This is a genomic window from Pseudomonas nunensis, assembly GCF_024296925.1.
Classification (GTDB): domain Bacteria; phylum Pseudomonadota; class Gammaproteobacteria; order Pseudomonadales; family Pseudomonadaceae; genus Aquipseudomonas; species Aquipseudomonas nunensis.
In genome coordinates, this window is sequence record NZ_CP101125.1 from 86,385 (window position 1) to 105,405 (window position 19,021).

The 19,021-nt window shown below is 59.2% G+C and carries 12 protein-coding genes; 10 read left to right on the forward strand and 2 right to left on the reverse strand.

Annotated elements, in window-relative coordinates; translation table 11 throughout:
• Nucleotides 1–26: 26 nt before the first annotated feature.
• From NK667_RS00445 to NK667_RS00465, 5 genes are all read left to right on the forward strand, one after another.
• Entirely contained in the window at nucleotides 27–1,211 is a 1,185-nt protein-coding gene (locus tag NK667_RS00445) for an MFS transporter (RefSeq protein WP_054613548.1), read from the forward strand.
• A 147-nt stretch (nucleotides 1,212–1,358) separates the two neighbouring features.
• The gene (locus NK667_RS00450; RefSeq protein WP_054045610.1) at nucleotides 1,359–3,041 is read left to right on the forward strand and encodes a fatty acid--CoA ligase; all 1,683 of its coding nucleotides are present in this window, start codon (nucleotides 1,359–1,361) and stop codon (nucleotides 3,039–3,041) included.
• A 345-nt stretch (nucleotides 3,042–3,386) separates the two neighbouring features.
• Nucleotides 3,387–5,276, forward strand: a complete 1,890-nt coding sequence (locus NK667_RS00455) for a DUF1302 domain-containing protein (RefSeq protein ID WP_054045608.1) — start codon at nucleotides 3,387–3,389, stop codon at nucleotides 5,274–5,276.
• Between the two features lie 28 nt (nucleotides 5,277–5,304).
• Complete coding sequence (locus NK667_RS00460; protein WP_054045606.1) at nucleotides 5,305–6,669, forward strand: DUF1329 domain-containing protein; 1,365 nt, start codon at nucleotides 5,305–5,307, stop codon at nucleotides 6,667–6,669.
• 372 nt (nucleotides 6,670–7,041) lie between these two features.
• On the forward strand, nucleotides 7,042–9,780 hold the full coding sequence (locus NK667_RS00465; RefSeq protein ID WP_054613549.1) for a winged helix-turn-helix domain-containing protein: 2,739 nt from the start codon (nucleotides 7,042–7,044) through the stop codon (nucleotides 9,778–9,780).
• Between the two features lie 98 nt (nucleotides 9,781–9,878).
• Here the strand turns inward: NK667_RS00465 and NK667_RS00470 are convergent, their stop codons facing one another.
• Nucleotides 9,879–13,286, reverse strand: a complete 3,408-nt coding sequence (locus NK667_RS00470) for a M10 family metallopeptidase (protein ID WP_054613550.1) — start codon at nucleotides 13,284–13,286, stop codon at nucleotides 9,879–9,881.
• Between the two features lie 211 nt (nucleotides 13,287–13,497).
• Here NK667_RS00470 and NK667_RS00475 point away from each other — a divergent pair, with 211 nt between their 5' ends.
• Together NK667_RS00475 and NK667_RS00480 are read left to right on the forward strand one after the other, a co-directional pair.
• On the forward strand, nucleotides 13,498–14,142 hold the full coding sequence (locus NK667_RS00475) for an MBL fold metallo-hydrolase (RefSeq protein ID WP_054045601.1): 645 nt from the start codon (nucleotides 13,498–13,500) through the stop codon (nucleotides 14,140–14,142).
• A gap of 102 nt (nucleotides 14,143–14,244) precedes the next feature.
• Nucleotides 14,245–14,970: a YiaD family glycine zipper/OmpA-like lipoprotein gene (locus NK667_RS00480; RefSeq protein ID WP_054613551.1), complete on the forward strand. Its 726-nt coding sequence runs from the start codon at nucleotides 14,245–14,247 to the stop codon at nucleotides 14,968–14,970.
• Between the two features lie 228 nt (nucleotides 14,971–15,198).
• On the opposite strand, the gene NK667_RS00485 is transcribed toward NK667_RS00480, so the two are convergent.
• Nucleotides 15,199–15,633: a Z-ring associated ZapG family protein gene (locus NK667_RS00485; protein WP_054045597.1), complete on the reverse strand. Its 435-nt coding sequence runs from the start codon at nucleotides 15,631–15,633 to the stop codon at nucleotides 15,199–15,201.
• Nucleotides 15,634–15,777: 144 nt separating this feature from the next.
• Here NK667_RS00485 and NK667_RS00490 point away from each other — a divergent pair, with 144 nt between their 5' ends.
• From NK667_RS00490 to zapE, 3 genes are all read left to right on the forward strand, one after another.
• Nucleotides 15,778–16,407: an alpha/beta hydrolase gene (locus NK667_RS00490; RefSeq protein WP_054613552.1), complete on the forward strand. Its 630-nt coding sequence runs from the start codon at nucleotides 15,778–15,780 to the stop codon at nucleotides 16,405–16,407.
• A gap of 24 nt (nucleotides 16,408–16,431) precedes the next feature.
• Complete coding sequence (locus NK667_RS00495) at nucleotides 16,432–17,787, forward strand: tryptophan--tRNA ligase (RefSeq protein ID WP_054613553.1); 1,356 nt, start codon at nucleotides 16,432–16,434, stop codon at nucleotides 17,785–17,787.
• A 91-nt stretch (nucleotides 17,788–17,878) separates the two neighbouring features.
• Complete coding sequence (zapE, locus tag NK667_RS00500) at nucleotides 17,879–18,973, forward strand: cell division protein ZapE (protein ID WP_054613554.1); 1,095 nt, start codon at nucleotides 17,879–17,881, stop codon at nucleotides 18,971–18,973.
• The last annotated feature ends 48 nt before the right edge of the window (nucleotides 18,974–19,021 follow it).

A 19,021-nucleotide genomic window follows, 5' to 3' on the forward strand; every position in this document is an offset into this window, starting at 1 on the left:
CTCACTACAACGTAAAGCGTGCCGCGATGAACCAGTCCAGAAATGTCATCCGCTACATCAACGCAGCCCATGTGATCGACCACATGTTCATGCTGATTTTCCCCGCCGCCATCCTTGGCATGACCCAGGCCTTTGCGCTGGATTACGCCGCGCTGATCGGCCTGTCACTTGGCGGCTTCATTGCGTTTGGCGCCTGTTCGCTACCGGCCGGTTGGTTGGGCGATCACTGGAGTCGGCGGCAAATGATGCTGGTGTTTTTCTTCGGCATCGGCGCTTCGGCGATCTTTACCGGGTTGAGCAACAGCGCGCCGATGCTGGTGCTTGGCCTGACGCTGATTGGGATCTTCGCCGCGATCTACCACCCGGTCGGCACCGCGATGCTGGTGGCCTATGCGCAGAACCGTGGCCGGGAAATCGGCATAAACGGCATGTGGGGCAACCTCGGCGTGGCGTTTTCGGCGCTGATCACCGGGTTGTTGGTGGCGCAGTTCGGCTGGCGTTCGGCATTCATTCTGCCGGGCGTGGTGGCAATTGCCCTGGGCATCGGGTTTGCCTTGCAGGTGCGGGAAGAGCCGATCCCCAAGCGTCCTCACTCACCGCTCAAAGGTGCGGCCGGCCAGCGGATTTCCATGGTCATGGTGTTCAGCGTACTCGCCTTGGCCACGGCCACCGGCGGTGTGGTGTTCAACGCCACGACCATGACTTATCCAAAACTGTTCCAGGAGCGCCTGCACGATCTGTTTGCATCGCCGCAAACCCTGGGCATCGTGGTCAGCCTGGCGTATGCCTTCGGTGCCGTGGCGCAATTGAGCATCGGCCGGATCTTGCATCGGTTCAGCCTGAAATGGCCGTTCATCGTGTTGACGCTGTGCCAGGCGCCGCTGTTGTTCGGGTTGGCCTATGTCGACGGCTGGGCCGTGATTGCGCCGGGCGCGGCGTTCATGTTCGTGGTGTTTGGCCAGGTCACGGTGAATGACGCGATGGTCGCCAACTTCGTCGCACCGCAATGGCAATCCCGGGTCTTTGCCCTGCGTTACTGTTTATCGTTCGGTGCCAGCGCGACGGCGATTCCGCTGATTTCGTTCGTCGAACCGCGCCAGGGATTCGTAGGGCTTTATTTGATATTGGCGGGTTTCGCGGCGCTGACCTTCGTGGCGGCACTGGTTTTCCCACGCACACCTTCTGAGGCTGCCGTAGGACAAACGGCGTAAGCGGTGAAGAAATCCTGCAAATGCTGGCGCAAAGCTAGCATTTGTACGGTTCTGCAAATCATACCTTTGGCTGATTTGGTTGGCGTATAACGGCTCTAAAGTGCTTCTCTCCAAAGCCAAGACCGTGCAGTCAGAAAAGGGATTCTTATGTTGCAGACTCGCGTTATCCCGCCAGCCGAAGGCGCCTACCAGTATCCGTTGCTGATTAAACGACTGCTGATGTCCGGCGCTCGTTACGAGAAAACCCGCGAGATCGTGTACCGCGACCAGTTGCGCTACAGCTATCCGACCCTGATCGAACGGGTCGCACGGCTCGCCAACGTACTGACGGCGGCCGGGGTCAAGGCCGGCGATACCGTGGCGGTGATGGACTGGGACAGCCATCGTTACCTGGAATGCATGTTCGCCATCCCGATGATCGGCGCGGTGATCCACACCATCAACGTGCGCCTGTCACCGGAACAGATCCTCTACACCATGAACCACGCCGAGGACCGCTTCGTGCTGGTCAACAGTGAGTTCGTGGGCCTTTACCAGGCGATCGCCGGGCACCTGACGACGGTCGAGAAAACCCTGCTGCTGACCGACCTGCCGGAAAAAACCGCCGACTTGCCGAACCTCATCGGCGAGTACGAGCAACTGCTGGCCGCTGCGAGCACGCAGTACGACTTCCAGGATTTCGACGAAAACTCCGTCGCGACCACCTTCTACACCACCGGCACCACCGGCAATCCGAAAGGCGTTTACTTCACCCATCGGCAACTGGTGCTGCACACCATGGGCGTGTCGACCATCATGGGTTCCATCGACAGCGTGCGGCTGCTGGGCACCAACGACGTCTATATGCCGATCACGCCGATGTTCCACGTGCACGCGTGGGGCTTGCCATACGTGGCGACGATGCTGGGGCTCAAGCAGGTTTACCCCGGCCGCTACGACCCGGAATACCTGGTGGAGCTGTGGCGCAAGGAGAAGGTCTCCTTTTCCCACTGCGTGCCGACCATTTTGCAAATGGTCCTCAATGCCAAAGCCGCGCAAGGCACCGATTTCGGCGGCTGGAAAATCGTCATCGGCGGCAGTGCACTGAACCGTACGTTGTACGAAAACGCCAAGTCCAAGGGCATTCAACTGACCGCCGCCTACGGCATGTCGGAAACCGGGCCGCTGGTTTCGTGTGCTCACCTGAATGACGAGTTGATGGCCGGCACCGAAGACGAACGCACCACTTACCGGATCAAGGCCGGCGTGCCTGGGCCATTGGTGGAGGCAGCGATTGTTGATACCGACGGCAACTTCCTGCCTGCCGACGGCGAGACCCAGGGCGAACTGGTGTTGCGTGCGCCGTGGCTCACCGAAGGTTATTTCAACGAACCGCAGAAGGGCGCCGAGCTCTGGGCCGGCGGCTGGTTGCACACCGGTGACGTGGCGACCCTGGACAGCATGGGCGTGATCGACATTCGCGACCGGATCAAGGACGTGATCAAGACCGGCGGCGAGTGGATCTCCTCCCTGGACCTCGAAGACCTGATCAGTCGTCACGTCGCGGTACGCGAAGTAGCAGTGGTGGGAATCGCCGATCCGCAGTGGGGCGAGCGGCCGTTTGCCTTGCTGGTGATCCGCGAAGGGCATGAGATCGGGGCTCGTGAACTCAAGGAGCACCTCAAGCCGTTCGTCGAGCTGGGGCACCTGAGCAAGTGGGCGATCCCGAGTCAGATCGCCCTTGTTACTGAAATTCCCAAGACCAGTGTCGGCAAGCTCGACAAGAAGCGTATCCGCCTCGACATCACCGAATGGCAGGCCAACAACAGCACCTTCCTCTCGACGCTTTAAGCGTTTTCTGACCCCGCTGGCGTGCCCGAAAAGGCACGCCAGCCCCACCAAGCAAGCGCTTGGCTTGTGAAATCCAAATTTTCAGCCATCCTTGCCGTGCCGACATGTGTCGGACTGGCGAAAGGACTGTTCCAGAGTGGCCGGCAGCTGCAAATCACACTTTAGAGGGATCAAGCAGTACTACCTGCTGGCTATAGTCCGCTCAAGGATTTTTAAGAACGGAGCAAACGCACAAACGGGGCGATGCACCTTGGGAATGAATTCGGGACGCCTTGGCTTCCGGTCTTCCACAACGTTTTTAAAAGTACTCACTGCCATAACAATAATGCACATGGAGTAGCGTCGATGACATCAGTAAACCAGTTCTGGCGCCGGGCGAAATTGCCCCTGGCGGTCAGTCTCGCCTCTTCGCTCGCCGGGCCTGCATTCGGCGTCAGTTTCAACGTCGGTGAAATCGAAGGTCAGTTCGACTCATCCCTGTCGATCGGTGCCAGTTGGTCTACTCAGAGTCCCAACAAGAACCTTATCGGCGTCAACAACGGCGGCCACGGCCTGTCACAGACGTCCGATGACGGTCACGCAAACTTCAAGAGCGGGGAAACCTTCTCGAAAATCTTCAAGGGCATCCACGACCTTGAATTGAAATACGGCGACACCGGGGTCTTCGTCCGCGGTAAATACTGGTACGACTTTGAACTCAAGGACGAAAGTCGCGAGTTCAAGGACATCAGCGACAACAACCGCAAGGAAGGCGCCAAGTCCGCCGGTGGCCAGATCCTCGACGCCTTCGTCTACCACAACTACTCCATTGCCGATCAGCCGGGTTCCGTGCGTCTGGGCAAGCAGGTAGTGAGCTGGGGTGAAAGTACCTTTATCGGCGGCGGCATCAACTCGATCAACCCGATCGACGTGTCCGCGTTCCGTCGTCCGGGTGCCGAGATCAAGGAAGGCCTGATTCCGGTCAACATGTTCTACGTGTCCCAGAGCCTGACCGAAAGCCTCTCGGCCGAGGCCTTCTACCAGCTCGAATGGGACCAGACTGTCGTCGATAACTGCGGCACGTTCTTCTCCCAGCCAGACATCATTGCCGACGGTTGCGACAGCAACCTGCGCGTGCTGAACAAGCGTTCGCAGATCCCGGCCGTGGCGTTGGGTCCATTGGCTGGCGCGGGTGTCGATGTCAACGAAGAAGGCGTGCTGGTCCGTCGTGGCGGCGATCGCGACGCCCGTGACAGCGGCCAGTGGGGCGCGTCCCTGAAGTACATGTTCGACCCGCTGGATACCGAGTTCGGCGCCTACTTCATGAACTACCACAGCCGTGCGCCGATCTTCAGCGCCACCGGTGCTCCGCAATCGGTCTACAACACTGCACGAGCGCTGCCAGGGCCGTTTGCGGCACTCGCCCCGTTGCTGGTGGCAGGCAACTCGGAATACTTCGTTGAATACCCGGAAGACATCCGTCTGTACGGCTTGAGCTTCTCCACCACCCTGCCTACCGGTACGGCGTGGAGCGGTGAGATCAGCTACCGTCCGAACGCGCCGGTGCAACTGAACTCCACCGACATCCTGTTCGCCGGTGTGCGTCCTATTGGTGGTGCCTTGTCCAATGCGTCCTTGCTGACCGGCGTGCCGGGCCAGGACCTGCACGGTTATCGTCGCAAGGAAGTCACCCAGTTCCAGACCACCCTGACGCACTTCTTTGACCAAGTCATGGGCGCCAGCCGTCTGACCCTGGTCGGTGAAGTGGGCGTGACCCACGTCGGCGGCCTGGAAAGCACTTCCGATGTCCGTTATGGCCGTGATCCGGTCTACGGTCCGGGTGAATTGCCGGCTACCGGCACCGCCAATACCTGCGCCAACATCCTCAACGCCAGCACCATCAATGGCGCCGGTCCTGGTTCGCCACAGAACAACCGCAGCCGTAACTGCACCAACGAAGGCTTCACCACGGCGACCTCGTGGGGTTATCGCGGTCGCGCCATCTGGGAATACAACGACGTATTCGCCGGTGTAAACCTCAAGCCGAACGTGGCCTGGTCGCATGACGTCAGCGGTTACTCGCCTGGCCCTGGCGGCAACTTCGAGGAAGGTCGCAAAGCGGTGAGCCTGGGTGTCGATGCCGAATACCAGAACACCTACACGGCGAGCCTGGCCTACACCAACTTCTTTGATGGCAAGTACACCACCGTCGACGACCGCGACTTCGTTGCGCTCAGCTTCGGCGTGAACTTCTAAGCACTGCTTTTTCAGGACGAACACACATATGAAAATAACAAAGAGTCTGTTCCACGCCGGTGTTCTGGGGCTGTCGCTGCTGGCGACAAGCGTCATGGCCGCGGTGCCTGCCGCTGAAGCGGACAAGCTGGGCAAGAGCCTGACGCCGATGGGCGCCGAGATGGCAGGCAATGCCGACGGTTCGATCCCGGCCTGGAAACCCCTGGCGAAGAATGCCGGCACTGTCGACAGCAAGGGCTTCCTGTCCGACCCGTATGCCAGTGAAAAACCGCTGTTCACCATCACCGCGCAGAACGTTGACCAGTACAAAGAGAAGCTTGCTCCGGGCCAGTACGCGATGTTCAAGCGCTACCCGGAAACCTTCAAGATGCCAGTCTACCCGTCCCATCGCGGTGCCACAGTGCCGGATGACGTGTTTGCCGCCATCAAGAAAAACGCCACCAACACTAACCTCGTGTCCGGCGGCAACGGCCTGGAAAACTTCGAAACCGCCGTACCGTTCCCGATTCCGAAAAGCGGCGTCGAAGTCATCTGGAACCACATCACCCGCTATCGCGGCGGCAGCGTGACGCGTCTGGTAACCCAGGCCACGCCACAGCCGAACGGCTCGTTCAGCCTGGTGTACTTCCAGGATCAGTTCGTGTTCCGCGACAAAATGAAGGACTACGACCCGAAAAACCCGGGCAACATCCTGTTCTACTTCAAGCAGAAAGTAACCGCGCCGGCACGTCTGGCCGGTGGTGTGCTGCTGGTGCACGAAACCCTCGACCAAGTGAAGGAACCGCGTTCGGCGTGGGTCTACAACGCCGGTCAACGTCGTGTACGTCGCGCCCCGCAAGTGTCCTATGACGGGCCGGGTACTGCCGCCGATGGCCTGCGTACCTCCGATAACCTGGACATGTACAACGGTGCGCCGGATCGCTACGACTGGAAACTCGAAGGCAAGAAAGAGATGTACATCGCCTCCGACAGCTACAAGCTCGACGATCCGAAGCTGAAATACGCCGACATCATCAAGGCCGGCCACATCAACCAGGACCTGGCTCGTTACGAGCTGCGCCGGGTCTGGCATGTGGTTGCAACCCTGAAGGAAGGTCAGCGCCACATCTACGCCAAGCGTGACTTCTACATCGACGAAGACACCTGGCAGGCTGCGGTGATCGACCACTACGATGGTCGTAATCAGCTGTGGCGCGTCGCGGAAGCCCATGCCGAGAACTACTACGACAAACAAGTGCCGTGGTACGCCCTGGAAACCCTGTATGACCTGCAATCGGGTCGTTATCTGGCGTTGGGCATGAAGAACGAGGAGAAATCGGCGTATGACTTCGGCTTCACCGCCACCACCAGCGACTTCACTCCGGCTGCACTGCGTCAGGATGGTGTTCGCTAACACGCTGTAGACAGAGGCCGCATCCTCGAAAAACGCCCCGACTGGTTCGGGGCGTTTTTTTTTGGAAGTCCATAACGGCCTGTCGTAGCAGCTGCCGAGCAGCGCGAGGCTGCGTTCGGCTGCGAAGCAGTCGTAAAACCTGAGTGCACGGTCTTCCTGATGCACCGCGTCGCCTGGTCTCACGACTGCTTCACAGCCGAACGCAGCCTCGCGCTGCTCGGCAGCTGCTACAAGGGATTCAGATTCGGTGCGGTTATCGGGTTGTAGTCTTTTTGTAGCCATTTGTAGCAACTGCCTTCAATACCTCTTCGTTTACCGCTAGTCTGCGGACATCTGCAACGCCGCCAACAGCATTTCAAACAAGAGCCGGCCATGACTGATCTGTCCCCACTTCCGGGTCCTGCAAGCGTTGCCGTCGCGGCACTGGACGGGCGTTTCTTCCGGCCACCGCTGCCTGACGGCCATGTGCTGCGACCTCGCTTGTGCGAACGCCTGAGCGCGGGGCTGGGTGGGCGGTTGCTGCTGGTCAGCGCCCCGGCAGGGTTCGGCAAGAGTTCGCTGGCGGTGGAGTTCTGTCAGGGCTTGCCGGCGCACTGGCAAAGCCTGTGGCTGGGGCTGAGTCCGCGAGACAATGATCCGGGGCGTTTCCTGGAGCGTTTGCTCGAGGGCCTTCAGGACTATTTCCCGCAACTGGGCAGCAAGGCGCTCGGGCTGTTGAAAATGCGTCAACGCCATCAACCGTTTGCGTTCGAAGAGTGGCTGGACGGTCTGCTGGATGAACTGGCCGTGCATTTATCGCCGAGTACGCCTCTGTTGCTGGTGCTGGATGACTACCATTTGGCCCAGGGCCCGGTGCTCGATCGCTGCCTGCAATTCTTCCTCAATCATTTGCCCGATGGCTTGCTGGTCATGGTCACCAGTCGGCAACGTCCCGACTGGCACCTGGCGCGCCTGCGTCTGTCGCGGCAATTGCTCGAATTGCATGAGCAAGACCTGCGCCTGACCCACGACGAAGCCCTGACCCTGCTTGATCGCCACAGCAGCTCATTGCGCGGCGAGGCGCTGGAAAACCTGATCCAGCGCAGTGAAGGCTGGGTGGCCGGGCTGCGTTTCTGGCTGTTGGCGGCTTCCGAAGCCGGCAGCGAGGGTGCGTTGCCGCAGTCCCTGCATGGCGGGGAAGGGCTGATCCGCGATTACCTGCTGGAAGAAGTCATCGATTGTTTACCGGCCGAAGTACAGGCATTCCTGTATGACACCGCGCCTCAGGAGCGTTTTTGCAGCGAGCTGTGCGACGCCGTGCGCGAGGCCCATGACAGCGCGGAAATCCTGAGCTTCCTGCTGGCCCATCAGGTTTTCCTGGTGCCGCTGGACGAGCATGGTCACTGGTACCGTTATCACCATCTGTTTTCCGACTTGCTGCGTACGCGACCCAAGACCCAGGCCTTGGTGCCGGCCGCGAGCCTGCATTTGCGCGCCTGCCGTTGGTTCAATGCCCAAGGCTTGCTCGATGAAGCGGTGGAGCAAGCGTTGCGCGCCGGGCATCTGGATGTCGCGGCGAATCTGGTGCAAAACCTGTCTGAAGAACAACTGCTGGCGGAGCAAAACGTCGGCATGCTGCTGCGCTGGAAAATGGACTTGCCCGACAGCCTGCTGATCAGCACGCCACGGCTGATCGTGCTCTACAGCTGGGCGCTGGGGCTGGCCTGTCAGCTGGATGCCGCCGAAGAACTGGCCAATCACTTGAGCCGCTTCCTGCCGGCGCCATCGGCCACGGCGCAGAAGTCGATGCTGGCGCAATGGCTGGCCCTCAGCGGCATCATCGCCCGGGGCCGCGGCAATCGTGAATTGACGCTGCTCTATTGCAGCGAAGCGCTGGAGAGCCTGCCGGCCAAACGCTACGGCCAGCGCCTGATGTGTCTCTCGACCTTGTCCAACCTGGCCATTGCCGATGGCGACTTGTGGCGGGCCCGGGGGTTGAACCGTGAGTCCCTGGAGTTGGCGCAGCGCGTCGGCAATCCATTATTCGAAGCGTTGGCCCATTACGACCGCGCCCGCGTGTTGCAGGCCCGAGGGGAAATCCTGCGTTCGCTGGATGAAGTCCGCCAGGGCCTGCAACGCCTGCACGGATTGTCGCCGCAACGGCTCTACGCGGTGCGGGCCCGACTGATTTTGTACGAAGGTTTCTTGCTGGCCCTGCGCTTGCAGCCACAGGCCGCACGCTTACGTTTGCAGACCGGTTTGAGCGAGGCCCGGGCCTGCCGCGATATCAGCGTTTTGATCGGCCACTGCGTGATCGCCAGGCTTGACGGTAGCAGCGGTGAGTTCGCCAAAGCCTTCGCCGAACTCGCCGAGGCCGAACGGCTGATGCACATCTGGGACGTCCCGCCGATCTACTACCTGGCGATGATCACCCTGGTCAAATGCGAGCTCTGGCTGGCCCAGGGCCGCACTGACCTGGCAGAAGCGTGGTTGACGCGGTTGGGCCAGACCTACAATGGCGAGCGTCCGGCAGCTCCGCCGGAATTCCATCCGCAGCTGCCGTTGCATATCGAATTGCAGCAAGCGTTGCTTGATGTGATTAAAGGCCAACCGATGCTGGCGGAAGGGCGGTTGAATGCGCTGTTGGAGCACGGGCAGCAGACGGGCCGGCAGATGCTCAGCGTGATGGCCCTGACGCAGAAGATTGCGTTGCTGCTGGCGGGTGGGCGTGAGCCCGAGGCGCGCAAGGCGCTGACGCAAGCGCTGGAAGCGGCAGCCGGTGGTGTGCTGCAACCGTTTGACGGATTGCTGACTGAGCATTCGGACTGGTTGCGCGGGCAACTTCAACTGGGGGGCCAGACGGCGGTTTCGCAAAACCTTGCAGAAAAACTGCCTGCCGCAACCTCGCGTCCGGCGTTGGAGTTATCCCCAGGCGCGGAAACCCTGAGCACCCGCGAGCTGGCCGTCTTGCGGTTGATCGCCCAAGGTTGTTCGAACCAGGAAATCAGCGATCGGTTGTTTATTTCCCTGCACACTGTGAAAACCCACGCCAGCCATATCAACAGCAAGCTTGGGGTGGAGCGGCGCACACAAGCCGTGGCGCGGGCGAAGGAGCTGGGAGTGTTGGGCTAACCGAAGCGCTGTGTAATCACAAACAAAAACGCCCCGAATCAGTCGGGGCGTTTTGTTTGTATACCGACCTGTTCCGCAAGCCGGCTATTTCGTTACGGTCAAACCGACCAGGTAGCCAGGTTGTTGGCGCTGAAGCTGTCTACCCCCACCAGCTGGATTTCGAAGTCCGGACCGGCATTACCGCTGACGTTGCCTGAGAGAATGTGATCAACGAAGCGCAATTGTCCTGCACCCGAGAACTCATTCGCACCGATGAAGCTGAAGGTGCTGTTGCCTGGGACCAGAAGATTGGAATCGAACCAGGAAAGGTCGATTTTGTCTCCTTGCGAGCTGTTGAAATCAGTGATGACGTCGCGGTTGGCGCCAAGGCCGATCTCGTTGACAGCACTGAAGATGAATTTGTCCGCTCCCGCACCGCCAGTGAGAATATCAGTGCCCATGCCGCCATCCAGACTGTTGTTGCCCGAGTTACCTGTGAGCACGTTATTCAGCGAGTTGCCATAAAGTCTCACACTGCTGGTACCGAGCAGTTGACCCTCTTCGACATTGTCCGACAGGGTGAATGAGGCGTAGCTGAGGACTTTGTCGTATCCCTCGTCAGCCGCTTCGATGACTTTATCGCCTGTGTTATCCACCACATAAACGTCGTTGCCAGTGCCGCCATACATGAAGTCGGCGCCAGCCCCGCCGTCGAGGTAGTCGCTACCCGCGCCGCCGTACAACGCGTTGATCCCGACGTTGCCCAACAGACTGTTGTTCAGGCTATTGCCTACCACGGTGAAGGTTCCGTCACCGGCGAAGGTGACGTTTTCGATGTTCTGCAGGTTGCTCAGGTTCAGGTTGACGACGTTGGTCTGCGCGCTCACCCCGTAGGTGATGTACAGACCATCGCTGCCCTGATTGGCGAGCTCCTGGACCAGGCCGAGTTCGGCGAACTGGTCGAGGACGTAGACATCGTTGCCGGCGCCACCAATCATCGTATCTACGCCACCCAGGCCGTCGAGGATGTTGTCGCCATCGTTGCCGGTCAGGACGTTGTTCAGTTCGTTGCCATTGCCATTGAGGTTCGCGTTACCCAACAGCTCGAGGTTTTCCAGGTTGGCGCCCAGGGCCCAGTTCAACGACGCTCGTACGGTATCGATCCCGCTGCCCGCGGCGTTGGTTTCGATGATCACATCCTGGGCGTTCTCGACCAGGTAGATATCATCACCGTTACCACCGATCAACGTGTCGGCGCCGGCGCCGCCATCGATGAAGTTATTCCCCGAGTTACCGATGATCGTGTTGTTCAGCGTGTTGCCGATGGCATACAGATATTCATGGCCACGTAGCGTGAGATTTTCCAGGTTGGCGCCCAGGGTCCAGCTCAGCAGCGAGTAAACAGTGTCGATTTCCGTGAGCGAGGTACCACGCTCGATAATGACGTCTGCGATGTTGTCGACAAAATAAGTGTCGTTGCCTGCACCGCCATCCAGGGTATCGGCACCAGCACCGCCATCGAGGACGTTGCCTCCCGCGTTGCCGGTCAATGTGTTGTTCAATGCATTACCGGTCAGGCTGATATTTGCGCTGCCGAGTAACTGACCATCTTCAATGTTGTCGGACATCACGAAATTGGCGTAGCTGAGGACTTTGTCGTATCCCTCGCCGGCCGCTTCGATGATTTTGTCGTCTGTGTTATCCACCACATAGACGTCGTTGCCAGTGCCGCCATACAGGAAGTCGGCGCCAGCCCCGCCGTCGAGGTAGTCGCTACCCGCGCCGCCGTACAACGCGTTGATCCCGACGTTGCCCAACAGACTGTTGTTCAGGCTATTGCCTACCACGGTGAAGGTTCCGTTACCGGCGAAGGTGACGTTTTCGATGTTCTGCAGGTTGCTCAGGTTCAGGTTGACGACGTTGGTCTGCGCGCTCACCCCGTAGGTGATGTACAGACCATCGCTGCCCTGATTGGCGAGCTCCTGGACCAGGCCGAGTTCGGCGAACTGGTCGAGGACGTAGATGTCGTTGCCGGCGCCACCGATCATCGTATCTACGCCACCCAGGCCGTCGAGGATGTTGTTGCCATCGTTGCCGGTCAGGACGTTGTTCAGTTCGTTGCCATTGCCATTGAGGTTCGCGTTACCCAACAGCTCCAGGTTTTCCAGGTTGGCGCCCAGGGCCCAGTTCAACGAAGCTCGTACGGTATCGATCCCGCTGCCCGCAGCGTTGGTTTCGATGATCACATCCTGGGCGTTCTCGACCAGGTAGATATCATCACCGTTACCACCGATCAGCGTGTCGGCGCCGGCGCCGCCATCGATGAAGTTATTCCCCGAGTTACCGATGATCGTGTTGTTCAGTGTGTTGCCGATACCGTACAGATTGCTGCTGCCCAACAGCGTGAGGTTTTCAACGTTGGCGCCCAGTACATAGCCGATTTCAGCGAAGACTGTATCGATCTCTGTCAGCGAAGTACCTGTCTCGATGACTGTATCGCCCGCGTTGTCGACGTAATAAGTGTCGTTTCCTGCGCCACCGGTCATGGTGTCGGCACCGGCCAATCCGACCAGGGTATTGTCCAGGTCGTTGCCGATCAGCACGTCGTCAAAGGAGGAACCGTAGGCATTTTCAATTTTTGTGCCGTAGGCAATCGCCAAACCCTGATTGAAGTTAGTCAGGGTCGTAAGGTCGAGAAAAGCTTTGCCTATCTGGCTGAAATGGCCTTCGTTGAGATCGATGGTGACAGCCGCCAGTTGGTTGCTGGCATCAATGCCGTCGTTACCTCCCGCATCCCAGATTGTTTCGTACACCGATTGGTCAGGTGCCCACTTGTAGACGTTGTTACCGGTCTGCCAAAGCATATTGGCACCGTACAAGCTCTGGATCGCGAGAATATCCAGCAACATGGGGGTCGTAGGCTGGTACGCATACGAGTCGTTGTAACTCATGACCGTGAATCGCACATCGTCCAGTGATGCGTCGAGGATCGTCGGGTTGCTCGCCGACGCTGAAAATGGATGTTTGAGGCCGATTGCATGGCCGATTTCATGCACAAATGTCAGGTAGTCGTAAGAACCTTTGCTCGGGTTCACTTCGTCCGTGGCCGGGCCGATCCATACGTCACCCGCTTTGGGCGAGTTATCGGGAAGATACGCCCAAGCCGCCGCATCGCTATCCATCTGCGCATAACCACCGAAGCGCAAGTCGCCGACATTTGTCGCGTTATCGCTGGTCAGTGTGAACTTGATGTTGGCGACCGCGCTCCAGGTACTCAAGGCGCTGACGACTGCGCTTTGCTGTGCCTTCGTCAACTCATAAGCGTCGGTGTACTCGTTCTTGGCACTGTAGTTAGTGGCGAAATACGAAGTGCTTTCCGAAATGAAACTGTAGCTGAGATTGGTCGAAGACTGATTCGTGCTCCAGTTGGCACCTAACCAGTAATTGCCCGATAACAGGCTGTTGACTGCCGTGTTGCCAGTGAGTGTCGACGGAAAGCTGAAGGAGTAAGTGAGTGGCGTAGGCATGCGAATTTCCTGAGTGCGCTGCGGCCCTTCCTGGATGCGACCGCTACAAAAGTCCGATTTTGCACCAGAAACGATGCGTTTGGCATCATATGGCCACTACTTTTCTGATTAATGGCGTCAAATAACTGGCCTGGCGATCTGTATCGGCGAGTGGCGTAGAATCCTGAAGCCATATTCACTGCCTTCCGTTCAGCACAGGCCATCAAAGTCCATGACCATTCCCAGTTCCGCACTCATCCGCGAAACCTTCCCCGTCGGCCCGCTCCAGTGCAACTGCACCATCATCGGCGACCCCGTCACCAAGAAAGCCATCGTCGTCGATCCCGGTGGCAATCACGAACTGATCCTTGCCCGTCTCGACGCCTTGGGCCTGAAGGTGGTAACCATCATCCACACCCACGCGCACCTCGATCACTTCCTGGCCTCCGGTCAGTTGAAGGAGAAAACCGGCGCGACCCTGCATCTGCACAAAGAAGATCAATTCCTCTGGGACAATCTGGAGATGCAATGCCAGATGTTCGGCGTGCCGTACACGCCGGTGCCGTCGCCGGATCGCTGGTTGGCCGATGACGAAGAACTGGCTTGCGGCTGTGGCGTGGCGATTCATACGCCGGGGCATACGCCAGGTTCCATGAGCTTTTGGTTTTCAGAGGCTAAGCTGCTGATTGCCGGTGACACGTTGTTCAAGCGTGGGGTAGGGCGCACGGATTTGTGGGGTGGCGATCAGGCGACCATCGTGCGGTCGATCAAGCAGCGGCTGTATACCCTCGACGAGGAAGCCACCGTGGTCACTGGCCATGGTCCTGATACGCGTCTGGGTGATGAAATGCGCGAGAACCCGTTTGTGCGGGCCTGAATTGTAACCAGCGGAATTTTTACTCGCGCAAATGATCCAACGCCCGCATAGGCCGATGCCTTGGTCCGTTGCACCTCAGAATGCAAAAAGTAGGAGCTCTTCATGTTCACCAAGCAGCGTTTGATTATTGTCGCAACTGCTGTGGCCTTGTTGTCTGGCTGCGCTTCACCTAATCCTTATGACAATCAGGGACAGGCCGATGGCGGTTCCCAAGGCATGAGCAAAACCGCCAAGTACGGCGGCCTCGGCGCCCTGGCGGGTGCTTTGGCGGGTGCCGCGATCGGTCACGATAATCGTGGCAAGGGCGCACTGATTGGCGCTGCGGTGGTGGGGGCTTCCGCTGCCGGTTACGGCTACTACGCCGACCAGCAAGAGAAAAAGCTGCGGGCCAGCATGGCCAACACCGGGGTTGAAGTGCAGCGCCAGGGCGATCAGATCAAACTGATCATGCCGGGCAACATCACGTTCGCCACCGATTCGGCGAACATCGCCTCCAGCTTCTATCAGCCATTGAACAACCTGGCGGGCTCGCTCAAGGAGTTCAGCCAGAATCAGATCGAGATCGTCGGCTACACCGACAGCACCGGTGCCCGTCAGCACAACATGGACCTGTCTCAGCGTCGCGCCCAGAGCGTGGCGACTTACCTGACATCCCAAGGCGTCAGCGGTGCCAACCTGTCGGCCCGTGGCGCCGGCCCGGATAACCCGATTGCCAGCAACGGCGACGTCAATGGCCGGGCACAGAACCGCCGGGTCGAGGTCAACCTGAAGGCTATTCCGGGTCAGCAGTATCAGCAGCAGGGGCAGCCTGTTCAACAGTACCAGTAAGCTTCGAGTGTTAAAAAAGCCGCCCGATCTTCAAGAGATCGGGCGGTTTTTTTGTGTCGTTTGTTAGGGCCTCTTCGCGAGCAAGCCTGCTCCCACATTTGGAATGCAATCCCCTGTGGGAGCGGGCTTGCTCGCGAAGGGGCCGGTGCAGACAACCCAACAATCAGCCACAAAAAAGCCCTCGGATAATCAATAATCCGAGGGCTTTTTGCGTAGCGCGAAACCTGATTACTTCTTCAGGCCGTAATGCTCATCGAGCATGCCCGGCGCGTTCGGGGCTTTTGGCGCGTAGTCGCGAGGCGGCTCCTGATTGCGCGGTGGCGTCAGGCGTTCCCGTGGCGCCACGGTGGCGTCGGCGTGCAGGGCGGCCAGCAAGCGTTGGCGAGTCTGCTCGTCCAGGGCCAGACGATTGGCACCCTCGGCGAGATGATCCTGCACGTCCTGATAGCTCGCAGTCAGTTTCTTGACCAGTGTGGCGGTGCTGTTGAAGTGGGTAACCACCTCGTTCTGATAACTGTCGAAACGTTCCTGAATATCATCCAGCTGACGTTGCGTGCGGTTAGGCGCGGCGTTCGGCACCAGACGAGCGACCAGGAATCCAATGGCGACACCCACAACCAGGGCAAGAGTCGGCAACAACCAAACTAAGAGCGAGTGTTCCACGAGTCCTTCCTCTATAAACGGCTTTGCTTTACGTTAACGGCTCGAACCTGCGCTGTATACCGCGATTCACTCGCAATAGATTGGCACAGACAATTTGCTAGACGAGTCGACCCGATTCGAGGTCACGGAGTTCCTTCCTTGCTTATGCGCGAAACCCCTGTAGTGATTGATGGCCCCGTCGGTCAACTGGAAAGTTTGTACCTGGATAACGAGCAGCCGCGCGGCATTGCGCTGATCTGCCATCCGAACCCGGTGCAGGGCGGCACCATGCTCAATAAAGTTGTGTCGACCTTGCAGCGCACCGCTCGCGACGCCGGTTTGGTGACCCTGCGTTTCAATTACCGTGGCGTTGGCACCAGCGCAGGCAGCCACGACATGGGCACCGGTGAAGTCGACGATGCCCAGGCGGCCGCCGAATGGCTGCGGGCCAAGCACCCGGAATTGCCGTTGACGCTGTTTGGTTTCTCTTTCGGTGGTTTTGTTGCTGCCAGCCTCGGCGGACGCCTGGAAGCGCAGGGCGAACAGCTGAAACATCTGTTCATGGTCGCGCCGGCGGTGATGCGCCTCGGCGATCAGGATCAACTGCCGCAACACGGCGAGCTGACCCTGATCCAGCCGGAAACCGACGAAGTCATCGATCCGCAGCTCGTCTACGACTGGTCCGACAAACTCGATCGCCCCCATGAGCTGCTGAAAGTGGCAGAATGCGGACACTTTTTTCATGGCAAGCTGACCGATCTCAAGGATCTGATCCTGCCGCGTCTTTCGAATTGATTGCAGTCTGACAAGCGATTACCCATGACGACTCGTACCCGTATCCTCACCGGCATCACCACCACCGGCACGCCGCACCTGGGCAACTACGCCGGCGCCATCCGCCCGGCGATCGTCGCCAGCCGTGACAGCAATGCCGATTCGTTCTACTTCCTGGCCGACTACCACGCCCTGATCAAATGCGATGACCCGCTGCGCATCCAGCGCTCGCGTCTGGAAATCGCCGCGACCTGGCTGGCCGGTGGCCTCGACGTCGATCGCGTGACCTTCTATCGCCAGTCCGACATTCCGGAAATCCCTGAGCTGACCTGGCTGCTGACCTGCGTTGCCGCCAAGGGCCTGCTCAATCGCGCCCACGCCTACAAGGCCTCGGTGGACAAGAACGTCGAAACCGGCGAAGACCCGGATGCCGGCATCACCATGGGCTTGTACAGCTACCCGGTGCTGATGGCTGCGGACATCCTGATGTTCAACGCGCACAAAGTGCCGGTTGGTCGTGACCAGATCCAGCACGTGGAAATGGCCCGGGACATCGGACAGCGCTTCAACCACCTGTTTGGCCAGGGCAAAGAATTCTTCACCATGCCGGAGGCGCTGATCGAAGAAAGCGTCGCCACGCTGCCAGGCCTCGACGGTCGCAAGATGTCGAAAAGCTACGACAACACTATTCCGTTGTTCAGCAGCGCCAAAGAAATGAAGGACGCGATTTCGCGGATCGTCACCGACTCCCGTGCACCGGGCGAAGCGAAAGATCCAGACAACTCGCACCTGTTCACCCTGTTCCAGGCCTTCGCCACCCCGGCGCAGTCCGACGAATTCCGCAGCGAACTGCTGCAAGGCTTGGGTTGGGGCGAGGCGAAGAATCGTCTGTTCCAGTTGCTCGACAGCGAGCTGGGTGAATCTCGCGAGCGCTATCACCAGTTGATCGAACGTCCGGCGGACTTGGAAGACATGCTGCAGATCGGCGCGAAAAAGGCTCGCTCGGTGGCCACGCCGTTCCTTCACGAACTGCGCGAAGCGGTCGGCCTGCGTTCTTTCGTCGCCCAGACCCAAGTCGCTGCGACGACCAAGAAGAAAGCTGCGAAGGCTGCGCGTTTCGTCAGCTTCCGCGAAGACGACGGCAGTTTCCGCTTCCGTCTGCTGGCGGCCGATGGCGAGCAACTGCTGCTGTCGCGCAACTTTGCCGACGGCAAAACCGCCGGCCAGGTGACCAAGCAACTGCAAGCGGGCCAGCCTCTGGACGTGCGCAGCGAAGACCTGAGCTTCAGCGTCTGGCTGGAAGGCGAGTGCGTCGGCGACAGCCCGGCCTTCGCTGACAGCGCCGCTCGCGACGTCGCCATCGACGCCCTGCGCGTTGCGTTGACGCCGGTTCAGGAATAAATCAGCGGCTCGACCCGACCAAGGGCCGATTGCCATTCCCACGGGCCGTCGCTACAGTGACGGCCCGTTTTTGTTGCCTTGCTAACGAATTATGACGCCCCTAGAACGATATCAAGCTGATCTGAAACGCCCGGAATTCTTCCATGACGCCGCGCAGGAAACTGCGGTGCGTCATTTGCAGCGCCTGTACGACGATCTGGTCGCGGCCTCGCAGAGCAAGCCGGGCCTGTTCGGCAAACTGTTTGGCAAAAAAGACCAGGCGCCGGTCAAGGGCCTGTACTTCTGGGGCGGCGTTGGCCGTGGCAAGACCTACCTGGTCGACACCTTCTTCGAAGCCCTGCCGTTCAAGGAAAAGGTGCGGACGCACTTCCACCGCTTCATGAAGCGTGTGCACGAAGAGATGAAGACCCTCGGTGGCGAGAAAAACCCGCTGACCATCATCGCCAAGCGCTTCTCCGACGAAGCCCGGGTGATCTGTTTCGATGAATTCTTCGTGTCTGATATCACCGACGCGATGATCCTCGGCACGTTGATGGAAGAACTGTTCAAGAACGGCGTGACCCTGGTCGCGACCTCGAACATCGTGCCGGACGGTTTGTACAAGGACGGCCTGCAACGTGCGCGCTTCCTGCCGGCCATCGCGCTGATCAAGCAGAACACCGACATCGTCAACGTCGACAGCGGCGTCGATTATCGTCTGCGTCACCTTGAACAAGCCGAGCTGTTCCACTTCCCGCTCGACGAAGCGTCCCACGAAAGCCTGCGCAAAAGCTTCCGTGCCCTGACGCCGGAATGCACGGCCGCCATCGAAAACGATGTGCTGATGATCGAAAACCGCGAAATCCGTGCCTTGCGCACCTGTGATGACGTGGCCTGGTTCGACTTCCGCGAATTGTGCGACGGCCCGCGCAGCCAGAACGATTACATCGAACTGGGTAAGATCTTCCACGCCGTGTTGCTCAGCGGTGTCGAGCAGATGAGCGTCACCACCGACGACATCGCCCGACGCTTTATCAACATGGTCGACGAGTTCTACGACCGTAACGTGAAGCTGATCATTTCTGCCGAAGTCGAGCTCAAAGACCTGTACACCGGCGGTCGCTTGAACTTCGAATTCCAGCGTACGCTGAGTCGTCTGCTGGAAATGCAGTCTCACGAATTCCTGTCACGGGCGCATAAGCCTTAGCGCGTAAAGAAAGTAGTACGTTTCGGAAAATAAAAAGGGCCTGCACAT

What these genes read in the sequence shown, in the direction of transcription:
- NK667_RS00450 (WP_054045610.1), top strand. Translation starts at nt 1,359, where the DNA reads ATGTTGCAGACTCGCGTTATCCCGCCAGCCGAAGGCGCCTACCAGTAT.
- NK667_RS00470 (WP_054613550.1), bottom strand. Translation starts at nt 13,286, where the DNA reads ATGCCTACGCCACTCACTTACTCCTTCAGCTTTCCGTCGACACTCACT.
- NK667_RS00445 (WP_054613548.1), top strand. Translation starts at nt 27, where the DNA reads ATGAACCAGTCCAGAAATGTCATCCGCTACATCAACGCAGCCCATGTG.
- NK667_RS00480 (WP_054613551.1), top strand. Translation starts at nt 14,245, where the DNA reads ATGTTCACCAAGCAGCGTTTGATTATTGTCGCAACTGCTGTGGCCTTG.
- NK667_RS00455 (WP_054045608.1), top strand. Translation starts at nt 3,387, where the DNA reads ATGACATCAGTAAACCAGTTCTGGCGCCGGGCGAAATTGCCCCTGGCG.
- NK667_RS00465 (WP_054613549.1), top strand. Translation starts at nt 7,042, where the DNA reads ATGACTGATCTGTCCCCACTTCCGGGTCCTGCAAGCGTTGCCGTCGCG.
- NK667_RS00460 (WP_054045606.1), top strand. Translation starts at nt 5,305, where the DNA reads ATGAAAATAACAAAGAGTCTGTTCCACGCCGGTGTTCTGGGGCTGTCG.
- NK667_RS00475 (WP_054045601.1), top strand. Translation starts at nt 13,498, where the DNA reads ATGACCATTCCCAGTTCCGCACTCATCCGCGAAACCTTCCCCGTCGGC.
- NK667_RS00490 (WP_054613552.1), top strand. Translation starts at nt 15,778, where the DNA reads ATGCGCGAAACCCCTGTAGTGATTGATGGCCCCGTCGGTCAACTGGAA.
- NK667_RS00495 (WP_054613553.1), top strand. Translation starts at nt 16,432, where the DNA reads ATGACGACTCGTACCCGTATCCTCACCGGCATCACCACCACCGGCACG.
- zapE (WP_054613554.1), top strand. Translation starts at nt 17,879, where the DNA reads ATGACGCCCCTAGAACGATATCAAGCTGATCTGAAACGCCCGGAATTC.